The sequence below is a fragment of the Psychrobacter pulmonis genome (assembly GCF_904846465.1).
Taxonomy (GTDB): Bacteria; Pseudomonadota; Gammaproteobacteria; order Pseudomonadales; family Moraxellaceae; genus Psychrobacter; species Psychrobacter faecalis.
In genome coordinates this window covers 329,220-353,603 of record NZ_CAJHAT010000001.1, presented here as the reverse complement: position 1 = coordinate 353,603, position 24,384 = coordinate 329,220, and the positions used below count along the sequence as shown (strand labels likewise).

Sequence of the window (24,384 nt, the reverse complement as noted above, 5' to 3'; positions counted from 1 at the left end):
CTTATATGCACTATCATTATTTATACCACAATCAAAGCGCGCAAACGGTAAATAATATTGGCACAAAAAAAACCCCTTACCTGCCTATATAAGATATAGAGAAGTAAAGGGTTTTTAGGTTTATACCATTCAGCAAATGATATTTAACCAATGTATGTTAAAACGAACGTTTATTTTAGCTCATTCTAAGCTTATCAAACGTTAGCTTATCATCAGCGCCGACATCGATTTTGATGATATCGCCTGGGACGAAATCACCGGCCAACAGTTTCAATGACAATGGGTTTTCGATCTCTTGCTGAATAGCACGTTTGAGTGGACGCGCACCATACACAGGGTCATAACCCACTGCGACCAATTTATTCATCGCATCTGCCGATAGCTCGATATCCATCTCACGCTCTTGAATACGTTGACGTAAACGATCCAATTGAATATCGGCAATACCTGCCATCTGCGACATACCAAGCGGATGGAAAACCACAATTTCATCAATACGGTTGACGAACTCTGGGCGGAAATGCTGCCCGACCGACTCCATGACTTCCGCTTTGATATCCTCGTAGCTCTCACCGACCATTTCTTGAATTTTATGCGAACCCAAGTTACTGGTCATAATAATAACGGTATTTTTAAAGTCGACCACGCGGCCTTGCGAATCGGTCAAGCGACCATCGTCTAGCACTTGTAGCAAGATATTAAACACGTCAGGATGCGCTTTTTCGACCTCATCAAACAATATCACGCTATAAGGCTTACGGCGTACCGCTTCGGTCAACGTACCGCCCTCTTCATAACCGACATAACCTGGAGGCGCGCCCACCAAACGGCTAACGCTGTGTTTCTCCATGTACTCACTCATGTCGATACGAACAATTGCATCCTCACTATCAAACAAGAAGTTCGCCAGTGATTTGGTCAACTCCGTTTTACCAACACCCGTTGGTCCAAGGAACAAGAACGACCCAGAAGGACGATTGGGATCTGACAAACCAGCTCGGCTACGGCGCACGGCATTGGCAACGGCTTCGACCGCTTCGTCTTGACCGATGACGCGCTCATGGAGCTTTTCTTCCATCGCCAGCATCTTATCACGCTCGCCTTGCATCATTTTGCTCACTGGAATACCAGTCGCCGCTGCCACGACCTCGGCGATTTCGTTATCCGTGACTTTATTACGTAGCAGTTTTACGCCGCTATCTTCACCGCTCTGTTCTTTTTGCTCAGCCAAATCAGACTCGTGAATACGGCGCTCAAGCTGCGGAATGGTTTCATACTGCAGCTTACTCATGGTTTCATAGTCGCCTTCGCGGCTGGCTTTATCATAAGCAATACGCGCTTTATCCAGCTCGTCTTTTAGCTGCTGACTGCCTTTAACCAGCGCTTTTTCCGCTTGCCAAATCTCATTAAGATCCGCGTACTCTTTTTCTAGCTCTTCGATTTGGCTATCAAGCACTTTACGCTCTGCTTGCGCGCCGGCATCTTCTTCGTTTTTGAGTACTTCGCGCTGCATTTTTAGCTGAATCAAACGGCTATCAAGCTTACCGAGTGCTTCAGGTTTGCTGTCCATCTCCATACGTAGGCGACTTGCCGCTTCATCGATTAAATCAATCGCCTTATCTGGCAGCTTGCGATCGGTAATATAACGATGGCTCATGCGCGCTGCGGCGATAATCGCGCTGTCTTGAATATCGACACCATGATGCAGCTCATAACGCTCTTTTAGACCACGCAAAATCGCGATGGTATCTTCGACCGTTGGCTCATCGACCAATACTTTTTGGAAACGACGCTCAAGCGCAGCATCTTTTTCAATAAATTGACGATACTCGTCCAAGGTCGTCGCACCGACGCAGTGCAGCTCACCGCGAGCAAGCGCAGGTTTTAGCATATTGCCTGCATCCATCGCGCCTTCTGACTTACCAGCGCCGACCATGGTGTGCAGCTCATCAATAAATAAGATGACATTACCTTCTTGCTTCGCCAAATCACTCAGAACCGCTTTGAGACGCTCTTCAAACTCACCGCGGAATTTTGCCCCCGCAATAAGCGCGCCTAAGTCTAACGACAACACTTCTTTACGGCGTAGTCCTTCTGGCACATCGCCATTGATGATTTTTTGCGCCAAGCCTTCAACGATGGCGGTTTTACCAACACCTGGTTCACCGATGAGCACAGGGTTGTTTTTGGTACGACGCGATAGCACCTGAATGGTACGGCGAATCTCTTCGTCACGACCAATCACCGGATCGAGCTTACCAAGCTCCGCCTGCTCAGTTAAATTAATGGTATATTTATTCAACGCATCACGCTGATCTTCGGCGTTTTGATTATTCACCGTTTCATCACCTCGCAGTTGCTCAATGACCGCTTTTAGCTTACTTGCCGTCACCCCAGCACTTTCAAATATCTTTTTGGTGTCGCCTTGCTCAGCAAGTGCCAACATCACCCATTCAGTGGCGATAAAATCATCGCCCTCTTTTTGCGCTTGGCGATCGGCCAAGTTCAAAATCTTCACCGAATTTGGGTTTAGATTAACGTCACCAGTTGGCTCGCTAATTGTCGCCTGATTGTCAAGCGCTTTTGCCACGCCATTTTTTAATGCTGGAATAGACGCGCCGGCTTGCTGACAGATAGATAAGTTAGACTCATCTTGTAGCAATACGGCCAGCAAATGCACAGGGTCAATCCCAGTGTGGTCGCGACCTAGCGCCAAACTTTGGGCTTCTTGAATCGCTGATTGCAATTTTTGGGTAAATTTCTCGAATCTCATAGTGTGTCCTTTAATCATTAATAGTCGTTTGTATCTGCTAGTCGCTGCGGCTTTTTATAAGTATTAAGGTGCCGCAAGCTTTTCGTTGTTATCTATATAAGGTTTGTTGAGTAATATTTCAATGTCATTTTAACTATTGTCAATAGTATTTATTGACTTGTTGGTATCGACCTATGCAGCACATATATGAGCAAAGGTAAAATCTGCAAAAAATTAAACCTTACTCATAACAATGATATAAGGTTAAAGTATTAATAGGCACATTTATAAGAGATTTCAAGAGAGATTAGTAAAGAAAAATTAGGAAGTCTTGAGGCTGTACAGACAGAGAGAAATGTATTTTAGCGGACGACTAAAACAGTCAAATGCGGGAGATTAACAAACTATTTATTCTACGATTTCGATCGGTGTACCAACCTTTACCGCAGCCATGATTTCATCCATCTCATCATTGGTCACGGCTATACAGCCTTCCGTCCAATCGCGTTGCTGGTTCAGTAGACCCAATGCACCAAAACCGTTTTTTTGCCCATGAATCATGATATCACCGCCAGCACTGACGCCTCGTGATTTGGCTCGGGCTTTATCGGTAGTATTTGGATAACTTATGTGGATAGAGCGATAGAATTTAGATTTTTCATTTTTATAATCGAGTGTATAGCTGCCAACAGGGGTACGCTGGTCGCCTTGTTGTTGCTTATGTCCAATAGGATTACCACCGAGCGCAATATGATAAGATTTAATCACCTTATCATCACTTAGTAGCTGCAGGGTACGAGCAGATTTATCGACGAAAACCTTATCAATAATAACGTCACTAGGAATGGTCTGCGGTTGATTGGCAGTATTCTTAGTAGTAGCGATGGCACTTGTGCTAAAAATGGCAAGGCCAAGCACTATCGCAATAGAACACCAATTTGAATATTCCCTAAAATTTGGACGAAAAAATAACATAGGCTTTAATCCATATAACTAATATTTAATAGCAATGAGTCATAATATATCAAAGCACTATGCCATTTTTTGGCGCTAAACGCTGTGCAAAAATAATGAATAAGATAAAAGCACCTTCTGACAGTCGTTATACCATACGAATCGCGCCATCGAGGCGAATCACTTCACCATTTAAATAAGCGTTATCGATAATATGCGTGACCAATTTGGCAAACTCATTTGGATTGCCCAAACGCTTAGGATAAGGTACGCCTGCTTCTAACTGCTCGCGCGCTTTTTCAGGGATACTCTGCATCATCGGCGTGGCGAAAACACCAGGAGCAATCGTCATGACGCGAATACCGTGACGTGCCAGCTCACGCGCTAGCGGTAAAGTAAGGCCAACGACGCCCGCTTTTGATGATGAATAGCTGGCTTGCCCTACTTGCCCATCAAAAGCTGCGATAGAGGCAGTATTGATAATGATGCCATTATCAGCATTCTTCTCATTAGCGCTTTCTGTATTGTCAATATTAGCAACCCGCTTAGCAATACTGGCCGCCACCAAACGCGCGACGTTAAAAGAACCCACGAGGTTGATATTAACCCCGCGACTAAAAGCATCAAGATCCGCTGGGTTATTTTCGCGATCAAGCAACTTTTGTACCACAGCAACACCTGCACAGTTAATAGAACCTTGCAGACCACCAAACTCTTTTTCAGCCAACTCAACGGCCGCTTGCACCTCATCACCACTGGTCACATCACAACGTGCAAAGCGTACATTATCACCCAACTCGTTGACCAAAGCTTGCCCAATTGACTCGTTCAAATCAGCAATGACGACCTTGCCGCCTTGAGCGACGATAGCGCGAACCACTGACTCACCTAAACCTGATGCACCGCCAGTAACCAAAAAGCTGTGTTGTTCAATTTGCATAATTATTCCTTTAATCGAGGTTTTTACTGGTATTTTTTAAGCTAACCATAATGAATTCACTGTAAAATAGATACAGTGCGACTGGGATGAATTTTTCGTAGCCTCTGCGGTAGTAGCAAGCAAGGAAAATTTATACCAGTCGCACATAACTATTAGCGTAACGATGTTATCTTGAATGGACTATACTTTATTGTCTTAAACGGCTATCGAAATCTCCAATAATCTATGCCGCAGACAAACTGCGCAGCAAGAAACGCTGGATTTTACCGCTTGGCGTTTTTGGTAATTCCGCGACAAATCCAACCTCACGCGGATACGCATGCGTCGATAGGCGTCTGCGCACTAAGTCTTGAATTTCCTTAGCAATCTCATCCGTCCCTTCGATGCCATCTTTTAGCACCACATAAGACTTAATCGTATGACCGCGCACCTCATCTGGCACGCCAACGGCGGCGGATTCTGCCACTGCCTCATGCTCGAGCACGGTGTTTTCCACATCCGTAGGCCCTACGCGGTAGCCTGCCGTAATGATAATGTCATCATCACGCCCAGAAAACCAATAGCTGCCATCGCTATGACGCTCGACCACATCGCCAGTCAAATAGTAATCATCCACAAAGGCGTCTTTTTCATTCCAGCTATAACCGCGGAAATAAAACGCTGGCGATTGGCTAACCACTACGGCAAGCTGTCCTTGTTCACTATCAGGCAATACTTGCATGTCATCACCTAATACGACGAGTGTGTGACCCGGTAGCGCCATGCCCATCGAGCCAGTAGGACATTCATGTGCTAATGCATGGTGCGAACAGCAGGTCATGCCCGTCTCTGTTTGGCCGTATTGGTCCTTTACTTGGCAGTTTAAATACGTCTCGACCCAGTTTACGACTTCAGTATTTAAAGTTTCGCCTGCTGAATTGGCACAGCGCAGTGATAAACGGGCGCTAGCATCGTCATGTGATTTCTCAAACACACCGCTAGATTTCATCATCCGAAACGCCGTTGGCGAAGAGGCCAAATTGGTAATCTTATGACGAACCATAAAGTCGCGGGTATTGGCAGCATCAAAGCCCGCCTCGTTAAAGTAAGTCGTGACGCCCATCAATAAAGGCCCCGTAATCGCGTAATATAGCCCATATGCCCAGCCGGGATCGGCCATATTCCAATAGTTATCATCAGCGCGCAAATCAATCGCATAGCGCATATACAGATAAAAAGCAGATAGCGCTGATAACGGCACACTGACGCCTTTTGATTTACCGACCGTACCCGAGGTAAACATTTGCAAAAACGCTGTATCTTCATTGAGCAAAACCGCCTCTAGCGTTTGCGGCTGGGTCGCCATCATCTGAGCACAATTATCATCAGCCCATTTGCTTTCATTATCAGCTTGCGCATCATTCTGACTGCCCACCATGACCATTTTGGTCTGCTCGGCTAAGTCTTCGAATTTACTGCGGTTATCAATATTGGTAAAAACCACTTTGGTATTGGCTTTATCCATGCGGTATTTAATCGAATCATAGCCAAAAGCGGTAAATAGGGGTTGATAGACTGCGCCAATCCGCCAAGTCGCTAGTACAATGGTGAGCAGCTCAGGGGTACGCGGGAGCATGGTCGCTACTTGGTCGCCAACTTGTACGCCGTAGGATGTTAATAAATTGGCCACTTGCGCACTTGCTTTATCAAGCTCTGCAAAAGTCATGCGCGTCACATTACCAGCGGTATCTTCATGCACTAAGGCTAGATTATCGCCGCGCCCGTCACGCACATGACGACCACAGCAAGCCATATAAGCATTTAAACGGTCATCTAAATGCTCGCCATAGATTTCTGCCAATAACGCATTCATATCAAAATTATGATAGTAATCGTTGTAGCTCGTTGGTGTGTGGGTAGTATCTTTAGTAGAGTTTGCGGACGAATGATTGGAAGAGGTGGTGTTCATAAGCTAATCCTTTAGCAATAGAGAGTCGCTGACGATAGACGATATCAGCACTTTATTAGAAGTCAAACAGTCCTATCCTAGTCACTATTTGCTCTTATGGTTTGCGCATATAAAAATGCGTATACTCTATTAGTAACGCATTTTTATATTTATATCAATACATAACGTATCATTTTTCAGAAATTAATACGAGTTTTGCTAAAAATAAATTTATTGGATAGCATTTAAAAAGCCTAGCAGCGCTTTCTCTTCGCAGCTTTGATATTGTTTGGTACGGCCACGGCGCGCTTGTTTATAACACTCAAAAAACTGCCCTGCTAAAAAGCGCTCGATAATAACCGGATTGATATAAGACGCTCGGCAAACAGCAGGCGTATTGCCAAGCTCTTCTGCGACTTCTTTGACCATATCAACGACCAGCTGCTGGCGCTCATTGCTATTAGGCTCACTGGCTAATATTTCTCTGCCATTCGAGCTCTGCAGCTCATCGTACAAATAACTGGCCGCAAGGACGCTTGCCATCCAAGTACGAAAATCCTTGGCGCTATATACATTGCTGCGGTATGTCTTGCCCTCACTATAATGACCGCCAGTATGCGACCGTATATAGTCATTGATATCGCTACTATCGACGACTTGCTTATCACCATTATCATCCAAATATTTAAAAATCTGATAACCTGGCAGCTCAGAGCAGGCTTGTACAATCTCAATTAAGCGCTCGTCTTGCAGTTCAATATGATGCTCTTTGGCACTTTTCCCGACAAAATCAAACGCCAAGCCATTATCCGTTTCGCTGACGTGCCTGCTACGTAAGGTGCTTAAGCCATAGCTTTTATTCATCTTCGCATAGCGGCTATTACCGATACGAATTAAGGTAGTTTCCAGCAATTTAACCACGGCGGCGAGTACATTGGCGCGTGATAGTGGCGCTGCCTCCAAGTCTTTTTCGACTTGCGCTCGCAGATTTGGCAACGTTTCAGCAAAGCCTATCATCGCTGCAAACTTAGCATTGTCTCGCACGCGATTCCATTCGGGATGATATAGGTACTGCTTGCGCGCTTTGTCATCGCGGCCTGTCGATTGCAGATGACCTTTAACATCTTGGCATATCCAAACCTCTGACCACATCGGCGGAATGACCAAGGCATCAAAACGCTGACGCAACGCTTTATCTTTGACCGTTTTGCCGGTGGCGTCTTTATAAGTAAAGCCGCGGCCCCAACGCCTGCGAGTAAACCCTGGCTCATCATCGCTGACGTAGCGTAAGTTGGCCAAGCGCGCCAAATGTTCATAATCATGGCGCACATCTTGCGTGGTCGTTTGGTCATCTAGCTTCGCCATAAAAAATACTCAATTAATCAAATAGTCGTTTTAGGATAATGAATTGCGGCTATTTTTGCTGTTTGTTTGCCACAAGCAAAGTGTAATCGATGTGTAAAACACCGCTTTGAAAGGTTCTAAACGATGAGATTTTGAGCCATAATTCGCCGAACCCCACAACTTAAGTCAAATAAATATAATGACAAATACTTTGATAAAAATAGTCCCGTTATTTATAGCTCCATTGTCTAAAGCGGATTACGACGCTTGGTTAAAATTGTGGCAAAGTTATTTAACCTTTTATGAAACTCGTCTGCCGCCAAGTACCACAGAAAAGACATGGCACAACCTACTTGAAAGCGATGTGCCGATTTATGGCTTTGGTGCGTAGCAGGACGACAAGTTAGTAGGTATCACGCATGTGGTACTACATCCCAATACTTGGAATACGACAGAATGTTGTTACTTAGAAGATTTATACGTTAGTGATGCGGTTCGCGGGCAAGGCGTTGGGCGCGCACTGATCGAACAGGTGTATGAATTTGCCAATGAGAAAAACTGCAACCGTGTTTATTGGACGACGCAAGAAGACAATGCGACGGCGCGCAAACTCTATGATGTAATCGCTACTAAAACTGATATGGTGCAATATCGCAAAGATTTATGACTTAAACTTATCAAAAAACACAGCCATAAAAAAACGCCAAGTGTTAAACGCTTGGCGTTTTTTTACGACACAAATCTAAACTAAAAATGATTATTTACCATAAGTACATAAATAAGCACTTTCAACGTCTACTTTTACTTGAAACTTCTGATTGGCTTCAACGGTAAATTGCTCGCCAGCCTTAAAGGTTTGCCACTCATCGCTTTCTGGCAATTTAACCGTCAATGCCCCACTGACTACGCTCATGGTTTCAAATTCGCTAGTACCAAACTCATACTCACCAATTTCCATCACGCCGACGGTAGCTGGCAGGGTTGCCGTTTGAAAGGCAATAGAAGTCACTTTATTATCAAAATAGTTATTAACGCTTGGCATAATTTTCCTTAAGTCGTTTCGTTTAAAGTCTGATTAGTGATTAAATAGCAGCAATAGCCCATCTATAACAGCATAGCAATTTAATAAAGAACACTCGGCTCTGTTGTTCGTAAACTCTCAAAGTCGCTCGTTTATCTTTATTAAATCGCCTTTATAATAGGCTATTGCTGTTCCTTTTATGTATAGCAGTCGATAGTGTTTATAGACTAAATTTACAGCCCAGCTTTTAAGCTTGCTACAATAAATTGATCGAGGTCGCCATCTAATACCGCGCCAGTATTAAAGGTTTCAACACCAGTACGCAAGTCTTTGATACGCGAGTCATCGAGTACATAAGAGCGGATTTGACTGCCCCAACCGACATCAGATTTATTATCCTCGACCGCTTGCTGGCTCTCCATACGTTTTTGCATCTCAAGCTCATACAACTTGGCGCGGAGCATTTTCATCGCCGTCGCTCTGTTTCCATGTTGGCTACGCTCGTTCTGACACGTGACCACCACGCCACTTGGCTCGTGAGTAATACGCACCGCAGAATCGGTGGTGTTCACGTGCTGACCACCCGCGCCTGATGAGCGGTAAGTATCGATACGCAAATCGGCTGGATTGATATCAATTTCAACGTTGTCATCGATTTCAGGCGATACAAAAACGGCGGCAAAGGAAGTATGACGACCATTATTACTATCAAATGGTGACTTACGCACTAAGCGATGCACGCCAATTTCGGTACGTAACCAACCAAAGGCATAATCGCCTTTAATCTCAATCGTCGCTGACTTAATGCCAGCGACACTACCTGACGATACTTCGATAACTTCGACTTTAAAGCCATGAGATTCGGCCCAGCGCGTGTACATCCGCAGCAGCATTTCTGCCCAATCTTGCGCTTCGGTGCCACCACTACCCGACTGGATATCCAAGTAGCAATTGTTCGGATCCATCTCACCGCTAAACATCCGGCGGAACTCTAAATCCGCAACGCGTTTCTCCGCATTGTCGAGCTCTGCTTGCACATCAGCAAGCAAGGATTCGTCTTCTGCTTCTACTGCTAAATCAAGCATGGCAGCGGCATCTGCTAAAGTCATTTCAAGCGAAACCACAACGTCGATGACGCCATCAAGCTGACTTTTTTCTTTATTAATCTTGGTCGCGCGCTCTGGATCATTCCACAGCTCAGGGTTTTCCAACTCTAAATTGACTTCCTCTAAGCGTTCTTGCTTACCGTCGAAGTCAAAGATACCTCCGCAAATCCTGCCCACGCTCAGATAAATCTTTGATACGTTCTTGATACGGATTGATTTCCATAAAGTTTCCTGTCTTTTTAAATAAATATCTTACTGATATGGCGCTATTTTAAATGAGATTGATGCTAAATAGTTGGCTAATTAATACTGCCTTTATATTAAATAGCTATAGACCAGCTAAATCGTCCAATCTTCTACTGCCCAGCGATGGGCAAGCGCGTGCGCATGTAGCGCATCATCGGGTGACACGCAGATAGCCACATCCGCCCATTCGAGTAATGGGATGTCATTTTTGGAATCTGAATAGGCATAAGTTTTATCAAAAGTGATACCCGCTAATTGCTTTTTATTAAGCCACTTGTCTAGATGGTAGATTTTACCTTCTTTAAAATTGGGCTTATCGGTTAATTTACCGGTATAACGCTCGTTTTGAATTTCAAGCGGTGTCGAGAGCACATTGGCATCTTCAATACCGAAATGCTTGGCAATGGCGGATACCACAAAGTTGTTGGTGGCAGAAATAATCACCACGTCGTGACCCTGCTCGACGTGATGACAGAGCGCCTCCATGGCTTTTGGGCGAATATGCGGCTCGATTTCCGTCTTAATATAATCTTCGCGTAGCTCATGCAGTCTGTCCATCGGTAAACTGCTCAAAAACTGCGCGACAAATTCATTGTATTCGGTCGCATCGAGCGTACCTTCGATATAATCTTGATAAAACTTTTGATTGGCGGTGCGATATTCAGCTTCGTCAACCAGATTATGCTTGACGATATACTCGCCCCATAGGTAATCGCTATCGACATCGAGTAACGTATGGTCTAAATCAAAAAGTGCCAACTCTTTTGGAGCTTGTCCCGCTTGTGTTGCCTGCATAATGGAGCCTTGTTTTTATTAATTAAAGGAATGATTTTTTGACTATAAAATATGTTAGAAAATTATTGGATATAAAACGTGTTGCATCATGCGCTATAAGTCTACTGTTTACTAAACATAATTATGCTAACTTATTTACTTTAATATCTCATTACCTTATCTTTAATCTGCTTGATAATAACAATAGAGAACTGTATGAAAGCGCCTGATGATAAAACTGCTTTGTCCAACCGACCGCGACGTCCTGCCCGCTCCATCAGAGAAATCAGGCGACGGCAGTTAGGCAAAAGCTATCAATCGCCTTTAGAGCGTCTACTTTATGCGCTGTTAAACGCTCTGTTATATGGTTTTGGCGGCTTACTTATCGACCTTGCCATCGTTGTTATTCGCTCCATCGCCGGTATGGGCAATGGCGAGATATTCTGGCTATTCACGCCGTTTATGCTAGTTTTGGGGGCGTTAACGGGTTTTATTGTCGGTAAAAGCGCCGGCGCTGAAAGCGTCAATGCTTTAAATATCGATGATACGAGTAATAATTATTACCTTAATGACCATTCTATACGCCATGATATCTTCCGCGGACTGATTATCGGTATTATCATTTTTGCCGTTATTTGGCTTATCATGATGCTAATGGCATAAAATTCCGCTTTCTGATGCCTCAATCAGGCATCGCTATTTCTGTTAGGCCGGTTTTAAATTTCTGACAGCGCTCCGCATAATGCATAGCTGATAGCTTTAACATTGCCGCTTGCTCATCGCTTAAGGTTTTGACCACTTTTGCCGGCGCGCCTATCACCAGCGAATTATCCGGTATCTCTTTACCTTCGGTGACCAAAGCTTTGGCACCAATGATACAGTTTTTGCCGATTTTGGCATTATTCAATACCACCGCACCGATACCAATCAGGCTATTATCACCAACTTCGCAGCCATGCAACATCGCTAAATGGCCAATGGTGACGTAATCGCCGATTTTAACCTCAATACCAGCATCGGTATGAATGACGCTGTTTTCTTGTACATTACTATAATCGCCGATATGAATGCGCTCGTTGTCACCGCGTATCACCGCCCCAAACCAGACGTTGGCTTGATGACCCAAATACACATCGCCTATTACGCGTGCGGTATCAGCTACCCAACCGTTAAATGGTACGGCAAACTCTGGCGTTTTGTCTAAATATTGATAAATCATCATCCATCCTTAGTCATTATTCTCATAAACGTTTATAAATAGTAAAAGTGTGGTAAAAAATGATAGCGTTATAGTCTTGTCTTAAATAAATATGGTGTAAAGCTTGTAAGTCATAAATAGCTGTAAAATTTTATAAAAACTATTTTATAAAAACTTTATAGTATAATGCCGCCCATAAATCCTCTTTAGGCTCGCCGCCATGTTTATCATTAAAAGCAGTAAAAAACATCCAACGACTATTCTATTATCTAGCGTCCTATTAACCAGTGGCGTTATCGTCACTCTCCCTGCTCACGCAGACAGTAGCACTACTAGTAAAGTGGGCGATGTGCTGAGCTTTGCTATCCCAGCTGCTGCTTACGGTAGCACTTATTATATGGATGATAAAGAGGGTCGTCAGCAATTTTACTATTCATTTGCGACCAACGTTGCTACGACGCAAGTCCTAAAGTCGGTGATAGACAAAGAGCGACCCAATGGCCGTGATGAGGATTCCTTCCCTTCTGGCCATACCTCGATGGCGTTTCAGGGTGCCAGCTTTATCCATAAACGCTATGGCTTAGAATATAGCATTCCTGCGTATATTGGCGCAGGTTTCGTGGCTTATAGTCGTGTTGAAGCCGATGAGCATGATGTGGCCGACGTGGTGGCAGGGGCAGCATTAGGAATTGCCAGTAGTATGTATTTAACCAAAAGCTATTATGACGACCAAGTGCACATCGCCACCAATTTAGCACCCGACTATTATGGGGTATCGGTGCATTATAATTTTTAATAGCACTTATTTATCCCATTTGAAAGCACTAAATACAGACATTAGAAATAACAGAAGAGATAAGATGCTAGCCCTTAACGCAAAACTCTAGTATAATGCGCAAAATCTGTGCCAAAGCGAGCGGACATGATGCAAGTTACTCATTCACCCTTAGTGAATCCTGTACCTTTTCATCTATGATGTCTTCTCGCTTTTTTGTGGAAAAAATTTGGCTTCAGCCCTTTTTTATGTGTATTTAGCAGTATTTAAATACCTCTAAAAAGCCATTTTAGAACAAAATTTTTATCATAAAACATCACGGCACTCACCCATAACAGCGGAGGCAACCCTTGAATTCATCGGCAGAAATACAAGCAATTTTGGCACTAGCAGACGGTACTATTTTTCGCGGTTTGAGTATCGGTAGTCTTGGTCATCGTGTCGGTGAGGTGGTATTTAATACAGCCATGACAGGGTACCAAGAAATTCTAACTGACCCAAGTTACGCGCGCCAGCTGGTCACGCTTACCTATCCGCACATCGGCAATACTGGCACCAACGCTGAAGATGTCGAATCTGGTAATGGCCATCAAGTATGGGCTGAAGGGCTTATCATTCGTGACGCGACGATGGTCACTTCAAACTTCCGTAACTCAGAGTCATTGACGGATTATTTACAGAACCATGATACGGTCGCCATTGCTGATATCGATACCCGCCAGTTGACGCGCTTATTACGTGATAAAGGTGCACAAAACGGTTGTATCATGACCGCTTCTAACGGCGCAACGATTAGCAGCGAAGATGAGCAGCAAGCGATTAAATTGGCGCAAGAATTCGCTGGTATCGAAGGCATGGACTTGGCAAGAGAATGCTGTACGCCGAAGACGTTTGAATGGACAGCAGGCAGCTGGGATTTGTCAGACACCCTACTCAACCGCGATATACCGGGCAGCCATGATAGCGGTACGGGCGGCTTTTTTAAACAGCTTGGCACCCATGTTGACTCAAAATACAACGTTGTCGCCTACGATTTTGGTAGCAAAACCAATATCCTGCGTATGCTCGTAGACCGCGGTTGTCATGTGACGGTCGTACCCGCCCAAACGCCTATTGCAGATGTGTTAGCAATGAATCCAGACGGTATCTTCTTATCAAATGGTCCTGGCGATCCTGCGGCTTGTGATTACGCTATCGATGCGGTCCGTCATATCATTGAAGAAACCGACATTCCAACCTTTGGTATCTGCTTAGGTCATCAGCTCATTGGTCTTGCCAGCGGTGCCAACACCATTAAGATGAAAACCGGCCATCATGGTGCCAATCATCCAGTACAAGACTTAGCCACTGGTACGGTGATGATTACCAGTCAAAACCATGGTTTTGCCGTTGATGAAGACACCTTGCCTGATAACGTTAAATCTACCCATCGCTCATTATTTGATGGTACCAACCAAGGCATTGAACTGACCAATAAGCCGGTCTTTAGTTTTCAAGGTCACCCAGAAGCCAGCCCTGGTCCACATGATGCTGCGCCACTGTTTGATAGGTTTGCGGATATGATGGCAGCGGCAAAAGCGTAACTTATCAATAGTTAACCGCAAACAGAGAATAAATATAAGTATAAAGCTTGAAGCACAGATGGTGGTTCAAGCTGCACCCTAGCAGACACGATAAGTATTATCGAACATATCGTTAAAATACAGATTACTCAAAATATCACCCAAACGAAGGTAGCCCTAACTATGCCAAAACGTACCGACATAAAAAGCATTCTTATCATTGGCGCAGGCCCCATCGTCATCGGTCAAGCATGTGAGTTTGACTACTCAGGCGCGCAGGCGTGTAAAGCGCTAAAAGAAGAAGGCTACCGCGTCATCTTGGTCAACTCAAACCCTGCAACCATCATGACCGATCCTGTCATGGCTGATGCGACTTATATCGAGCCGATTACCTGGCAGACGGTTGAGCAAATCATTGCTAAAGAGCGTCCTGATGCTATCCTGCCAACGATGGGCGGACAGACAGCGCTAAACTGTGCTTTAGACCTAGACAAACATGGCGTCTTGACCAAATACAACTGTGAATTGATTGGCGCGACCAAAGACTCAATCGAGATGGCAGAAGACCGCAACTTATTTGATAAAGCCATGAAGCGTATCGGCCTTGAATGCCCGCGCGCTGAAACCGCTGAGACCATGGAAGAGGCCTTTGCAACCCAAGAAAAAATGGGCTATCCGTGCATCATTCGTCCGTCATTTACCATGGGCGGTTCAGGCGGCGGTATTGCGTACAATCGTGACGAATTTATCGAGATTTGTGAGCGCGGTTTTGACTTATCACCGAACCATCAATTGCTTATTGATGAGTCACTAATCGGCTGGAAAGAATATGAGATGGAAGTGGTTCGTGATAAAAACGACAACTGCATCATCATTTGTGCGATTGAGAACTTTGACCCAATGGGCGTGCATACCGGCGACTCAATCACAGTCGCCCCAGCACAAACTTTGACCGACAAAGAATACCAAATCATGCGTAATGCTTCATTAGCCGTACTGCGTGAAATCGGTGTGGAAACAGGCGGCTCAAACGTCCAGTTCGGTATCAACCCTGACACGGGTCGTATGGTCGTCATCGAGATGAACCCGCGTGTCTCACGCTCATCGGCATTGGCATCAAAAGCAACCGGCTTCCCGATTGCTAAAATCGCTGCCAAATTGGCGATTGGTTATACCCTAGATGAATTGCAAAATGACATCACAGGCGGCAAAACGCCAGCGAGCTTTGAGCCGGCGCTCGATTATGTTGTGACCAAAATACCTCGCTTTAACTTTGAGAAATTCCCACAAGCCGACAGTGTGTTATCAACCCAGATGAAATCGGTTGGTGAAGTGATGGCAATCGGTCGCAACTTCCAAGAATCGATGCAAAAAGCCCTGCGCGGCATGGAAACCGGCAATGATGGTTTTGATGAGCAAATCGACTTAGCAAAAGTCAGTATTGAAAAAGCCCGTAGCGAGATTAACAATCGCTTAACCATTCCAACACCTGAGCGCATTTATTATCTTGCCGATGCTTTCCGTATCGGCATGAGCGTCGATGAAGTGTTTAATTTAACCAAAATCGACCCATGGTTTTTGGTACAAATTGAAGACATTGTCAAAACCGAAGTACAAGTTAAAGCCCTAGGCTTTGGCGGTTTAACTGAGCAAAATCTGCGTAGCTTTAAGCGTAAAGGCTTATCAGATTTACGTTTGGCAAAATTGCTTGGCGTCTCACAAAAACAACTACGCAAAAAGCGTTGGGATTTAAACGTTTATCCAGTATATAAACGCGTCGATACCTGTGCAGCAGAATTTGCCACCAGCACCGCTTATATGTACTCAACGTACGATAGCGAATGTGAAGCCAATCCAACGGATAACAAGAAAATCATGGTTATCGGTGGCGGTCCAAACCGTATCGGTCAAGGTATCGAGTTTGACTATTGCTGTGTTCACGCAGCCCTTGCCATGCGCGAAGACGGCTACGAGACCATCATGGTTAACTGTAACCCAGAAACGGTTTCAACCGATTATGACACCTCAGACCGTCTGTATTTTGAGCCAATCACGCTTGAAGATGTGTTAGAAATCGTGCGTATCGAAAATCCAGACGGCGTGATTGTGCAATTTGGCGGTCAAACGCCATTGAAACTGGCGCGTGCGCTTGAAGCTGCTGGCGTCAAAATCATCGGTACCAGTCCTGATGCGATCGACCGTGCTGAAGACCGCGAACGCTTTCAGCATATGATTCAGCAATTGAATCTTGTGCAACCAACCAATGCGTTAGCGACAAGCTTAGAAGATGGTTTGGTTAAAGCCAAAGACGTTGGCTATCCGCTAGTAGTCCGCCCATCATATGTACTTGGTGGTCGCGCGATGGAAATCGTCTATAACGAAGACGAGTTAAGACATTACTTGCGCACCGCGGTTCAAGCGTCAAACGAAGCGCCTGTACTCCTTGACCGCTTCTTAGATGATGCCATCGAAGTCGATGTTGACTGTGTCTGCGACGGCACTGACGTGGTGATTGGCGGTATCATGCAGCATATCGAACAAGCTGGCGTACACTCTGGCGACTCAGCCTGCTCATTACCACCTTACTCATTATCAGATGAGCTTTGCGATAAAATGCGCGCGCAAACCGTTGCGATGGCAAAAGAGCTTGGCGTCGTCGGTTTGATGAACGTTCAGTTCGCGGTAAAAGGCGAAACGGTTTACATTCTAGAGGTGAACCCACGTGCAGCCCGTACCGTACCTTTCGTATCTAAATGTATCGGTACGTCATTAGCACAAGTCGCGGCGCGCTGTATGGCTGGTACGTCATTGAAAGATCAAGGTTTTACCACTGAAATCGTCCCAGCATTTTATGCGGTCAAAGAAGCGGTATTCCCATTTGCTAAATTCCCGGGTGTTGACCCAATCTTGAGCCCTGAGATGAAATCAACCGGTGAAGTCATGGGCGTTGGTAAAACCTTTGGCGAAGCATTCTACAAAGCGGTTATCGGTAGTAATGAGCGTCTGCCAGGTCTACCAACTGAGGGCGAAACCAAAACTGTCTTTATCTCGGTGCGTGATAGCGATAAAGAGCAAGTCACTCCTATCGCTCGCCAGCTTCTAGATTTTGGCTTTAACATTGTTGCCACCACTGGTACGCAAAAAGTACTGGCGGAAAACGGTATTGAATGTAAGCAAATTAACAAAGTCACCGAAGGTCGCCCACATATCGTCGATGCCTTGAAAAATGGCAAAATTGACCTTATTATCAATACTACTGAAGGCAAACAGGCGCAAGAGGATTCATTCTCTATCCGCCGCAGTGCCCTACAAGGTAAAGTATTCTACGTCACGACATTAGGCGCGGCAGATGCAGTTTGTAAATCTTATGCGATTGACCTACCGTTTGATGTGTATAAGCTACAAGATTTGCATGAACAAGCAAAGACTATCGCTTAGCACTATTGACTTGGTGGTATAATTTCAGTAGATTAAGCATCATAGTGACGTTTATTTAAAAGCGTTGGCAAAAATTATGTCTGGTTTTTATACGACTATAGTACTTAAAAAAATTGTACTTTAGAAAAATAAAGTTTTTAAAAGATAAACCTAAAAAGCATAGTGGCTGAACTGCGACTATGCTTTTTATTACGTAAGGTTAAGGCGTCTTTTCGGTAAGTGTATCCGTACTGATAGTTAATCGCTAAGTGTGCAGTTACTTACGACGCAGCCTCAACCTCATTCTTTTTATATTACATACTCATTGCAACAACACTGACACCATCTCACTATTCACTAGGAGATGGTGTGGTGTTATTGGTTTAAGGAAAAAACATGCAACGTTATCCCATGACTCCACAAGGACATGCGGCGCTAGAAGCCGAACTAAAACAGTTAAAAAGTGTCGACCGTCCACGTATTACAGCGGCCATCGCTGAGGCGCGCGAACACGGCGACTTAAAAGAAAACGCTGAATACCATGCCGCTCGCGAACAACAAGGTTTTTGCGAAGCGCGTATACGTGATATCGAAGCCAAGCTTGGCGCTGCACAGGTCATCGACCCTACTACGCTACCAAATGATGGCCGAGTGGTATTTGGCGTGAGTGTGGTCATTGAAAATATGGATACCGAAGAAGAAAAACAATACAAAATCGTTGGTGATGACGAAGCTGACTTTAAAGCTGGCAAAATCTCAGTCAACTCGCCGATTGCGCGTGGTTTGATTGGCAAGTCTGAAGGCGACGAAGTCCGTATCGAAACGCCCAAAGGCATAGTCGAGTATGAAATCATGAAAGTGATTTACGATTAATCTTGCTTATTTTATAGATAAATAGATCACCTTAAAAAAGCTTTTGATAACAAAAGCTTTTTTTGTAGATAGGTATAGTTAATTAGATATAAAAATGATACAACTTTTCATTGAACGATTTGATAGCGACGTATCTAATTTATTTGTATTCAACTATATATTTTTAGTGCAACTTATAGATGCAAAAAATAGTACACAACGTCATTATTAGTAAAATATTAGTTACACAATGCAGCTTTTTTACTCAATTCGTTTTAGCGCATAATTGTTCACACATTAAGTGCTAAGCATTTGACTAAAATAATGATGGAATGATAGCAAGTGTTGGCTATCTTAAGTACCTTTGCCCTCGTTATTTGACATGGTTTACATGCTCATTTGACGAGGGTTTTTTCTTATATAAGCGTTGTTTTTCTCAACCTTGTTTTTTTAAATTTTATTTTTTTGCTACTTCATTAGCGGCTTTATTTACTGCTACTTTAAAGGAATCTATTATGACCACGCCAATCAATACGCCAGCATTTCAGGCTACGAATAAAAAAGCGCTTAAACACGCCTTCATTAAGAAAAACACTATCCCTACAGCCATATCAATGGTCTTAGCGGGTAGTTTTCTGACGCTAACTGCTGCCCAAGCTGCACCTGAAGTCACGATCGTACCATCTGTGAGCAACAGCACCACAGTGGTCGAAAGTTACTCAGACGGCAAAACAGCGGTTATCACTGCAACGCCAAATGGCATTACCATGCAAGATGGTATGCCGTTTTACAGTACACAAGTGAGTACTGCGCCCCGTTATGTGGTTCGCTCAGGCGCTAATACTGTCGTTACTCAAGGCAATGCCACGGTCACGAGCGTACCTGTGACCAACCAAGTCACCAATCAAACCAGTAGAGTTGACGTCATAGCGGTTCCAACGACCAGCGTGACCGAAGTCTTGCCGGTGACGCCGGTGACCCAGTTGCCCGTCATCAATGCCCCAACGACTACTATCGTCACCAACCAACCGGCAACGACGCAAATCGTTTCTACCTCTTTAGATACTCTGCAATTGACCCCAACTTTTAGCACGCCTGATGTGGTTAATGCTCAAACCAAAGTCATGAAAATATTAAAAAATAAAGATGGTCGTGAAGTGGCCGTACCCGCCAATCATATCGCGCCTGGTGACGTCATCGAATATCACACCACTTATACCAATACCACCGCGCAGCCTGTTACCGATATCAATGCCATGGTTTCTCTGCCAAATGGCGTGCAATTATTGTCACTAAACAGTCCGTTACCAACGCTTGCCACCACTGGCGGCGATAGCTATCAAACTATTCAGCAAGTAGGCAATACAGTCGTGGTTAAAGAAAACTATTCTGGTCTTAAATGGAACTTGGTTGATCTAAGTCCAAACGCTGCTCAGACCGTCGTTATACGTGCGAAGGTTCAGTAACGACTATCTCATAAAACATCATATTTTATTAAATGGTTACTCTAAAGCCTTGCAAACGCGGGGCTTTTGTCATCTTAAAGAAGTATGAATACCAACTATTCTTGTTAATATTTTTAGTGTTCTAGCGACACTAGTTGTCGTCTTGTTTATATAATTATCCTACCTTTACAATGACTTAAGCTTAATTTTGCTAAAATACATACCTATAAATGATTTGGTAAATAGCGCTTATGGCAACCATCAATTATGAACGCCTGCAAGGTAAGCTCAATATCTTAGCAGACGCTGCTAAGTATGATGTTTCGTGCTCATCCTCCGCTGGTACGCGCAAAAACCAAGGCGGTGGCCTCGGTGATGCCTCAGCAACCGGTATTTGCCACAGCTACACCGAAGATGGTCGCTGCGTGAGCCTGCTTAAAATCTTGCTAACCAATCACTGTATATACGATTGCGCATATTGTACCTCGCGTAAAAGCAATGACACGCCGCGCGCCGCTTTTAGTGTCGAGGAAGTTGTTGATTTGACCATGCAATTTTATCGTCGTAATTATATTGAAGGGCTTTTTCTCAGCTCAGGTATCTTTAAAAGCGGCGATTATACGATGGAGCGCTTGGTCGAGGTCGCCAAGATATTGCGGACACGTGAACGCTTTAATGGCTATATTCACCTTAAGACTATTCCGGGCGCGTCAAAAGAATTGCTACTAGAAGCGGGATTGTATGCCGATCGCCTTAGCGTCAATATTGAGATTCCAACCAAATCAGGACTGGCTTTGCTCGCTCCAGAGAAGTCGCATGATGAATTAAAAGCGCCAATGGAAACGGTTAAAACTGAAATTATCACCATCAAAGAGAGCCGTAAAACCCATAAAAAAACGCCTAAATTTGTGCCAGCGGGTCAGACCAGTCAGATGATTGTTGGCGCCAGCAATGAGACCGATTTGCAAGTCATACAGCTATCGAGCCATTTTTATCAGCAATATGATTTAAAACGTGTTTATTACTCAGGTTACGTGCCGATGTTGTCTGATAGTCGTCTGCCAGCGATTGGGACGCCTGTACCGATGATACGTGAAAACCGTCTGTATCAAGCGGATTGGCTGATGCGTTTTTATGGTTTTGGTGCGCACGAAATCGTTGAGCCAGATTCGCCATTTCTAGACTTGGATTGCGACCCGAAACTTGCTTGGGCAATCCGCCACCGAGAGCATTTTCCCGTTAATATTCAAACCGCCACTTACGAGATGATTGTGCGTATTCCCGGTATCGGTACCAAAACCGCTAAGAAGATAGTGAAGGCGCGTAAGTTTAATCAGTTGACGCTTTATCATCTCAAAAAAATGGGCGCGGCGGTCAATCGAGCTAAGTACTTTATCGCAACAACGGGTAAAAACGAGCATTTGGCGCATTTAACGCGTGATAATTTCCGTCAATATGTACTGGCGCAAACGCAAACCAAATATAAAGATCAGCGCAATGGTCAATTGGCGCTGTTTTAATCAGCATGGTTTTAGTCGGCATGGTTTTAATTGTCACTATTTCAAATAGGAACATAAATGTCACAGTTGATGCAAAGTCATGACTATATTGTCGGTCACTTAACGCCCAGTATTGTGCTTTATGAGCCCAGTTTTGAAGGTTGGCTCAGCGCAGTATTTTATGTCTATACCAATAAGTTACAGGACGATGAATCCCTACAACTAATTGCTCACGACTGCTATATACCATCGTTGATTGCGCAGGCAACAAGCGTAGCAATGGATGCAGACAACGCCGAACGTGTACTAACCAAGCTGCATAAACTCTTAGGTCGCTCAGGTATGCGCAATATCCTCTGGGGATTTTTATCAGAAAAAGCTCATATCGGCACCACTTTATTTCAAGTAATCAAATACGCCATTGACTACCCTAGCCGCTCTATCATGGAAGATTTGGGTAACCTAAATGTTTTAGAATTGGTACAAACCGTCAAGTCTGTTGCCCGTGAAAAACATCGCATGGAAGCATTTGTGCGCTTTGAGCATACCACTGACGATATCTACTTTGCCCGCGTTGAGCCTGATTTTAATGTACTGCCTTTGATTGGTGAGCATTTTCGCCAGCGCTACCAAGACCAGCATTGGGCGATTTATGATGTGGTGCGCGGCTATGGCATTTATTATGATAAAAGTAAAAGTACGCCGTCGCGCCCTGCTGCCCTGCAAACCATCACTAACCTAGATGATGCGGTACTGCGTAATCCTGCCAGCATTCATAGTAAGGACGAACAGCGTTATCAAAAGTTTTGGCAAGGCTACTTTACTAATGTCAATATCAAGGAGCGTAAAAACCCACGGCTACATAAGCAATATCTGCCGCAGCGCTATTGGAAATATCTTAGTGAAAAGCAAGTGCTACCAAATGCTGAGCATTTACAAAAACGTCGCTAGTTTAGTAACGATACCTATTGCCAACTGCTTATTCTCAGCTAAAAAAAGTATGGCAAATTTGACCTTATCTTTTTACCTTGGTGGTTGAGTTTTCAGTACTTTTAACTGACAATAGCAGCTTGATATCTTATTTGGTGACCGACGCTATTATGAAAGTTATGCGCTTACTGTCGTCCTTAAAGCATGATGAATCCGAGCGCGGCATTTTTCATCTGGGTCGCGCTTTGGTTAAAAATGGGCATACTTCCATTATTATCGCTAGCGCCGATGAAGAAAATGACTTGGTCAAACGCCTAAAGCGCGATGGTAATATCTACCATCAGCTGTATATGAATAAGAAATCTTGGCTGTCGCTGCTACAAGTCGCCCCGCTGCGCCGCCTGATTGAGAAATATGACCCTGATGTCATTCATGTGCATTCGCGCACCCCTGCATGGATATTGCATTTGGCCTTGCGCCGCGCCCGCCTCAAGCGTCGTCCCAAACTGGTCTCGACCATGTACGGTTTTTATCCGATTAATAAGTACTCGCAAGCGCTGCTCGATGTCGATACCATCATCACGGTCTCTGATAGCGTCACCAATTATTTAAAAAAAGGCTTACGCCGTGAGGAGCTAGAACCTAAAGTTATTAAGCGCATCTACCGCGGTGTCGATACCCGTCGCTATCCGTATCGACACAACCCTTCTGTGTATTGGCTGCGACATACGTTCGCCGAATACCCTGAACTTGAACATAAAAAATGGCTGGTTTTTCCGACTATTATTGGCAATGAATATGGGCAAGAATGGCTGATTGATATCTTGGGTAATCTGCAAGAACAATTTCCCAATATTCACGTCATTATTATGGACGATGATTACCGCGAAGGTGATGTGGCGCATGAAGATTTCCGCCAGCGCAGCAATACGCTTGGACTGTCTGAGCGCATAACTTACGTCGGCAGCAAACGTAATGACATGCGCGAATGGCTGTCGGCGGCCAATATCGTCATGGCGTTGGCCAACGAGCCAGAATCGATTGGCATCAATGCCCTGCAAGCAATTCACTTAGGTACGCCAGTCATTGGCTGGGATCAAGCGGCCTTTAGCGAGATACTACAGCCACTTTATCCGCAAGGATTGGTCAAAAAATACAACGCCAAAGCGCTCTGTAAAGCGGTGCGCAACCAGCTAGAGAGTGTCACCCGTCCTGAGATGACCAATAAATTCACCATGCGTGAGATGATTGAACAAACCCTACTCGTCTATCAAGGGTTATATGACCAATCGCTTGCAGAAGAACAAGCGCAGGCGGATGCAGCGGCGATTAAAAAAATTAAGAAAAGTCTGAAACCAACGATAAAACCTTTTGATAAACTTTCTGATCGTTTAGTCAATCAAGAGCCTGCGCTACCCATTACTCTCAAAAAGGATAAAATAATAGCGCAAGATAACGCGGTTATGAAATCTGATAAAGAAGTTATGCAACATAAAGACAGTATCACTTTAAAGGATAAAAAACTGGATAATGCCTCTTTAGATAAGCACGCTTTAAAGAATGATGCGTTAGATAATAAACCGTTATAAAATGCCAATCTCGCTAACGGTTTGGTGCAAGATTATTGGTTGATAAGATTGAT

At 44.4% G+C, this 24,384-nt stretch carries 19 protein-coding genes and 1 pseudogene; 11 read left to right on the top strand and 9 right to left on the bottom strand.

Annotated features, from left to right (window positions below):
• Positions 1-175: 175 nt before the first annotated feature.
• The 5 genes from clpB to JMX70_RS01460 form a co-directional block, all read right to left on the bottom strand.
• A complete protein-coding gene (gene clpB / locus JMX70_RS01480) occupies positions 176-2,773 on the bottom strand; it encodes an ATP-dependent chaperone ClpB (RefSeq protein WP_201588981.1) in 2,598 nt (865 codons plus the stop codon).
• 387 nt (positions 2,774-3,160) lie between these two features.
• Positions 3,161-3,727, bottom strand: coding sequence for a L,D-transpeptidase family protein (locus JMX70_RS01475; RefSeq protein ID WP_201588979.1), 567 nt, complete (start codon positions 3,725-3,727; stop codon positions 3,161-3,163).
• A 127-nt stretch (positions 3,728-3,854) separates the two neighbouring features.
• Positions 3,855-4,646: an SDR family NAD(P)-dependent oxidoreductase gene (locus tag JMX70_RS01470; RefSeq protein ID WP_201588976.1), complete on the bottom strand. Its 792-nt coding sequence runs from the start codon at positions 4,644-4,646 to the stop codon at positions 3,855-3,857.
• A 223-nt stretch (positions 4,647-4,869) separates the two neighbouring features.
• Complete coding sequence (locus JMX70_RS01465) at positions 4,870-6,594, bottom strand: AMP-binding protein (RefSeq protein ID WP_201588973.1); 1,725 nt, start codon at positions 6,592-6,594, stop codon at positions 4,870-4,872.
• Positions 6,595-6,804: 210 nt separating this feature from the next.
• Positions 6,805-7,938 carry a DNA topoisomerase IB gene (locus JMX70_RS01460; protein WP_201588970.1) on the bottom strand — a complete coding sequence of 378 codons (1,134 nt, stop codon included), beginning with the start codon at positions 7,936-7,938 and terminating at the stop codon, positions 6,805-6,807.
• 190 nt (positions 7,939-8,128) lie between these two features.
• On the opposite strand from JMX70_RS01460, the gene JMX70_RS12430 reads away from it, so the two are divergent.
• Both JMX70_RS12430 and JMX70_RS12425 read left to right on the top strand, forming a co-directional pair.
• Complete coding sequence (locus JMX70_RS12430) at positions 8,129-8,308, top strand: hypothetical protein (RefSeq protein ID WP_227671121.1); 180 nt, start codon at positions 8,129-8,131, stop codon at positions 8,306-8,308.
• Between the two features lie 15 nt (positions 8,309-8,323).
• Positions 8,324-8,584 (top strand): annotated as a pseudogene (locus JMX70_RS12425) (GNAT family N-acetyltransferase); the annotation flags it as partial.
• A gap of 90 nt (positions 8,585-8,674) precedes the next feature.
• On the opposite strand, the gene ppnP reads toward JMX70_RS12425, so the two are convergent.
• The 3 genes from ppnP to JMX70_RS01440 form a co-directional block, all read right to left on the bottom strand.
• Positions 8,675-8,959: a pyrimidine/purine nucleoside phosphorylase gene (gene ppnP / locus JMX70_RS01450; protein ID WP_068408828.1), complete on the bottom strand. Its 285-nt coding sequence runs from the start codon at positions 8,957-8,959 to the stop codon at positions 8,675-8,677.
• 212 nt (positions 8,960-9,171) lie between these two features.
• A protein-coding gene (gene prfB, locus JMX70_RS01445; protein ID WP_191691386.1) for a peptide chain release factor 2 occupies positions 9,172-10,267 on the bottom strand; the annotation gives its coding sequence in 2 pieces (ribosomal slippage) (positions 9,172-10,194 and positions 10,196-10,267; 1,095 coding nt in all).
• 116 nt (positions 10,268-10,383) lie between these two features.
• Positions 10,384-11,085: an HAD family hydrolase gene (locus tag JMX70_RS01440; RefSeq protein WP_201588967.1), complete on the bottom strand. Its 702-nt coding sequence runs from the start codon at positions 11,083-11,085 to the stop codon at positions 10,384-10,386.
• Positions 11,086-11,280: 195 nt separating this feature from the next.
• Here JMX70_RS01440 and JMX70_RS01435 point away from each other — a divergent pair, with 195 nt between their 5' ends.
• Positions 11,281-11,727, top strand: a complete 447-nt coding sequence (locus tag JMX70_RS01435; protein WP_198328059.1) for a hypothetical protein — start codon at positions 11,281-11,283, stop codon at positions 11,725-11,727.
• Positions 11,728-11,746: 19 nt separating this feature from the next.
• Here the strand turns inward: JMX70_RS01435 and JMX70_RS01430 are convergent, their stop codons facing one another.
• Positions 11,747-12,283 carry a gamma carbonic anhydrase family protein gene (locus tag JMX70_RS01430; protein ID WP_201588964.1) on the bottom strand — a complete coding sequence of 179 codons (537 nt, stop codon included), beginning with the start codon at positions 12,281-12,283 and terminating at the stop codon, positions 11,747-11,749.
• A 199-nt stretch (positions 12,284-12,482) separates the two neighbouring features.
• Here JMX70_RS01430 and JMX70_RS01425 point away from each other — a divergent pair, with 199 nt between their 5' ends.
• The 8 genes from JMX70_RS01425 to JMX70_RS01390 all read left to right on the top strand — a co-directional run bounded on the left by JMX70_RS01425 (position 12,483) and on the right by JMX70_RS01390 (position 24,331).
• On the top strand, positions 12,483-13,058 hold the full coding sequence (locus JMX70_RS01425) for a phosphatase PAP2 family protein (RefSeq protein WP_201588961.1): 576 nt from the start codon (positions 12,483-12,485) through the stop codon (positions 13,056-13,058).
• Between the two features lie 329 nt (positions 13,059-13,387).
• The gene (gene carA, locus JMX70_RS01420; RefSeq protein ID WP_201588958.1) at positions 13,388-14,620 is read left to right on the top strand and encodes a glutamine-hydrolyzing carbamoyl-phosphate synthase small subunit; all 1,233 of its coding nucleotides are present in this window, start codon (positions 13,388-13,390) and stop codon (positions 14,618-14,620) included.
• A 162-nt stretch (positions 14,621-14,782) separates the two neighbouring features.
• Positions 14,783-18,037 carry a carbamoyl-phosphate synthase large subunit gene (carB, locus tag JMX70_RS01415; RefSeq protein ID WP_201588955.1) on the top strand — a complete coding sequence of 1,085 codons (3,255 nt, stop codon included), beginning with the start codon at positions 14,783-14,785 and terminating at the stop codon, positions 18,035-18,037.
• 375 nt (positions 18,038-18,412) lie between these two features.
• Positions 18,413-18,889, top strand: coding sequence for a transcription elongation factor GreA (gene greA, locus JMX70_RS01410; RefSeq protein ID WP_144297093.1), 477 nt, complete (start codon positions 18,413-18,415; stop codon positions 18,887-18,889).
• A 494-nt stretch (positions 18,890-19,383) separates the two neighbouring features.
• Complete coding sequence (locus JMX70_RS01405; protein ID WP_227671120.1) at positions 19,384-20,334, top strand: hypothetical protein; 951 nt, start codon at positions 19,384-19,386, stop codon at positions 20,332-20,334.
• Positions 20,335-20,564: 230 nt separating this feature from the next.
• On the top strand, positions 20,565-21,833 hold the full coding sequence (locus tag JMX70_RS01400; protein ID WP_144297094.1) for a putative DNA modification/repair radical SAM protein: 1,269 nt from the start codon (positions 20,565-20,567) through the stop codon (positions 21,831-21,833).
• A gap of 57 nt (positions 21,834-21,890) precedes the next feature.
• Positions 21,891-22,763 (top strand): TIGR03915 family putative DNA repair protein, encoded by an 873-nt coding sequence (locus JMX70_RS01395; RefSeq protein WP_201588952.1) that lies wholly within the window; start codon positions 21,891-21,893, stop codon positions 22,761-22,763.
• A 149-nt stretch (positions 22,764-22,912) separates the two neighbouring features.
• Positions 22,913-24,331 (top strand): glycosyltransferase, encoded by a 1,419-nt coding sequence (locus tag JMX70_RS01390; RefSeq protein WP_227671119.1) that lies wholly within the window; start codon positions 22,913-22,915, stop codon positions 24,329-24,331.
• The last annotated feature ends 53 nt before the right edge of the window (positions 24,332-24,384 follow it).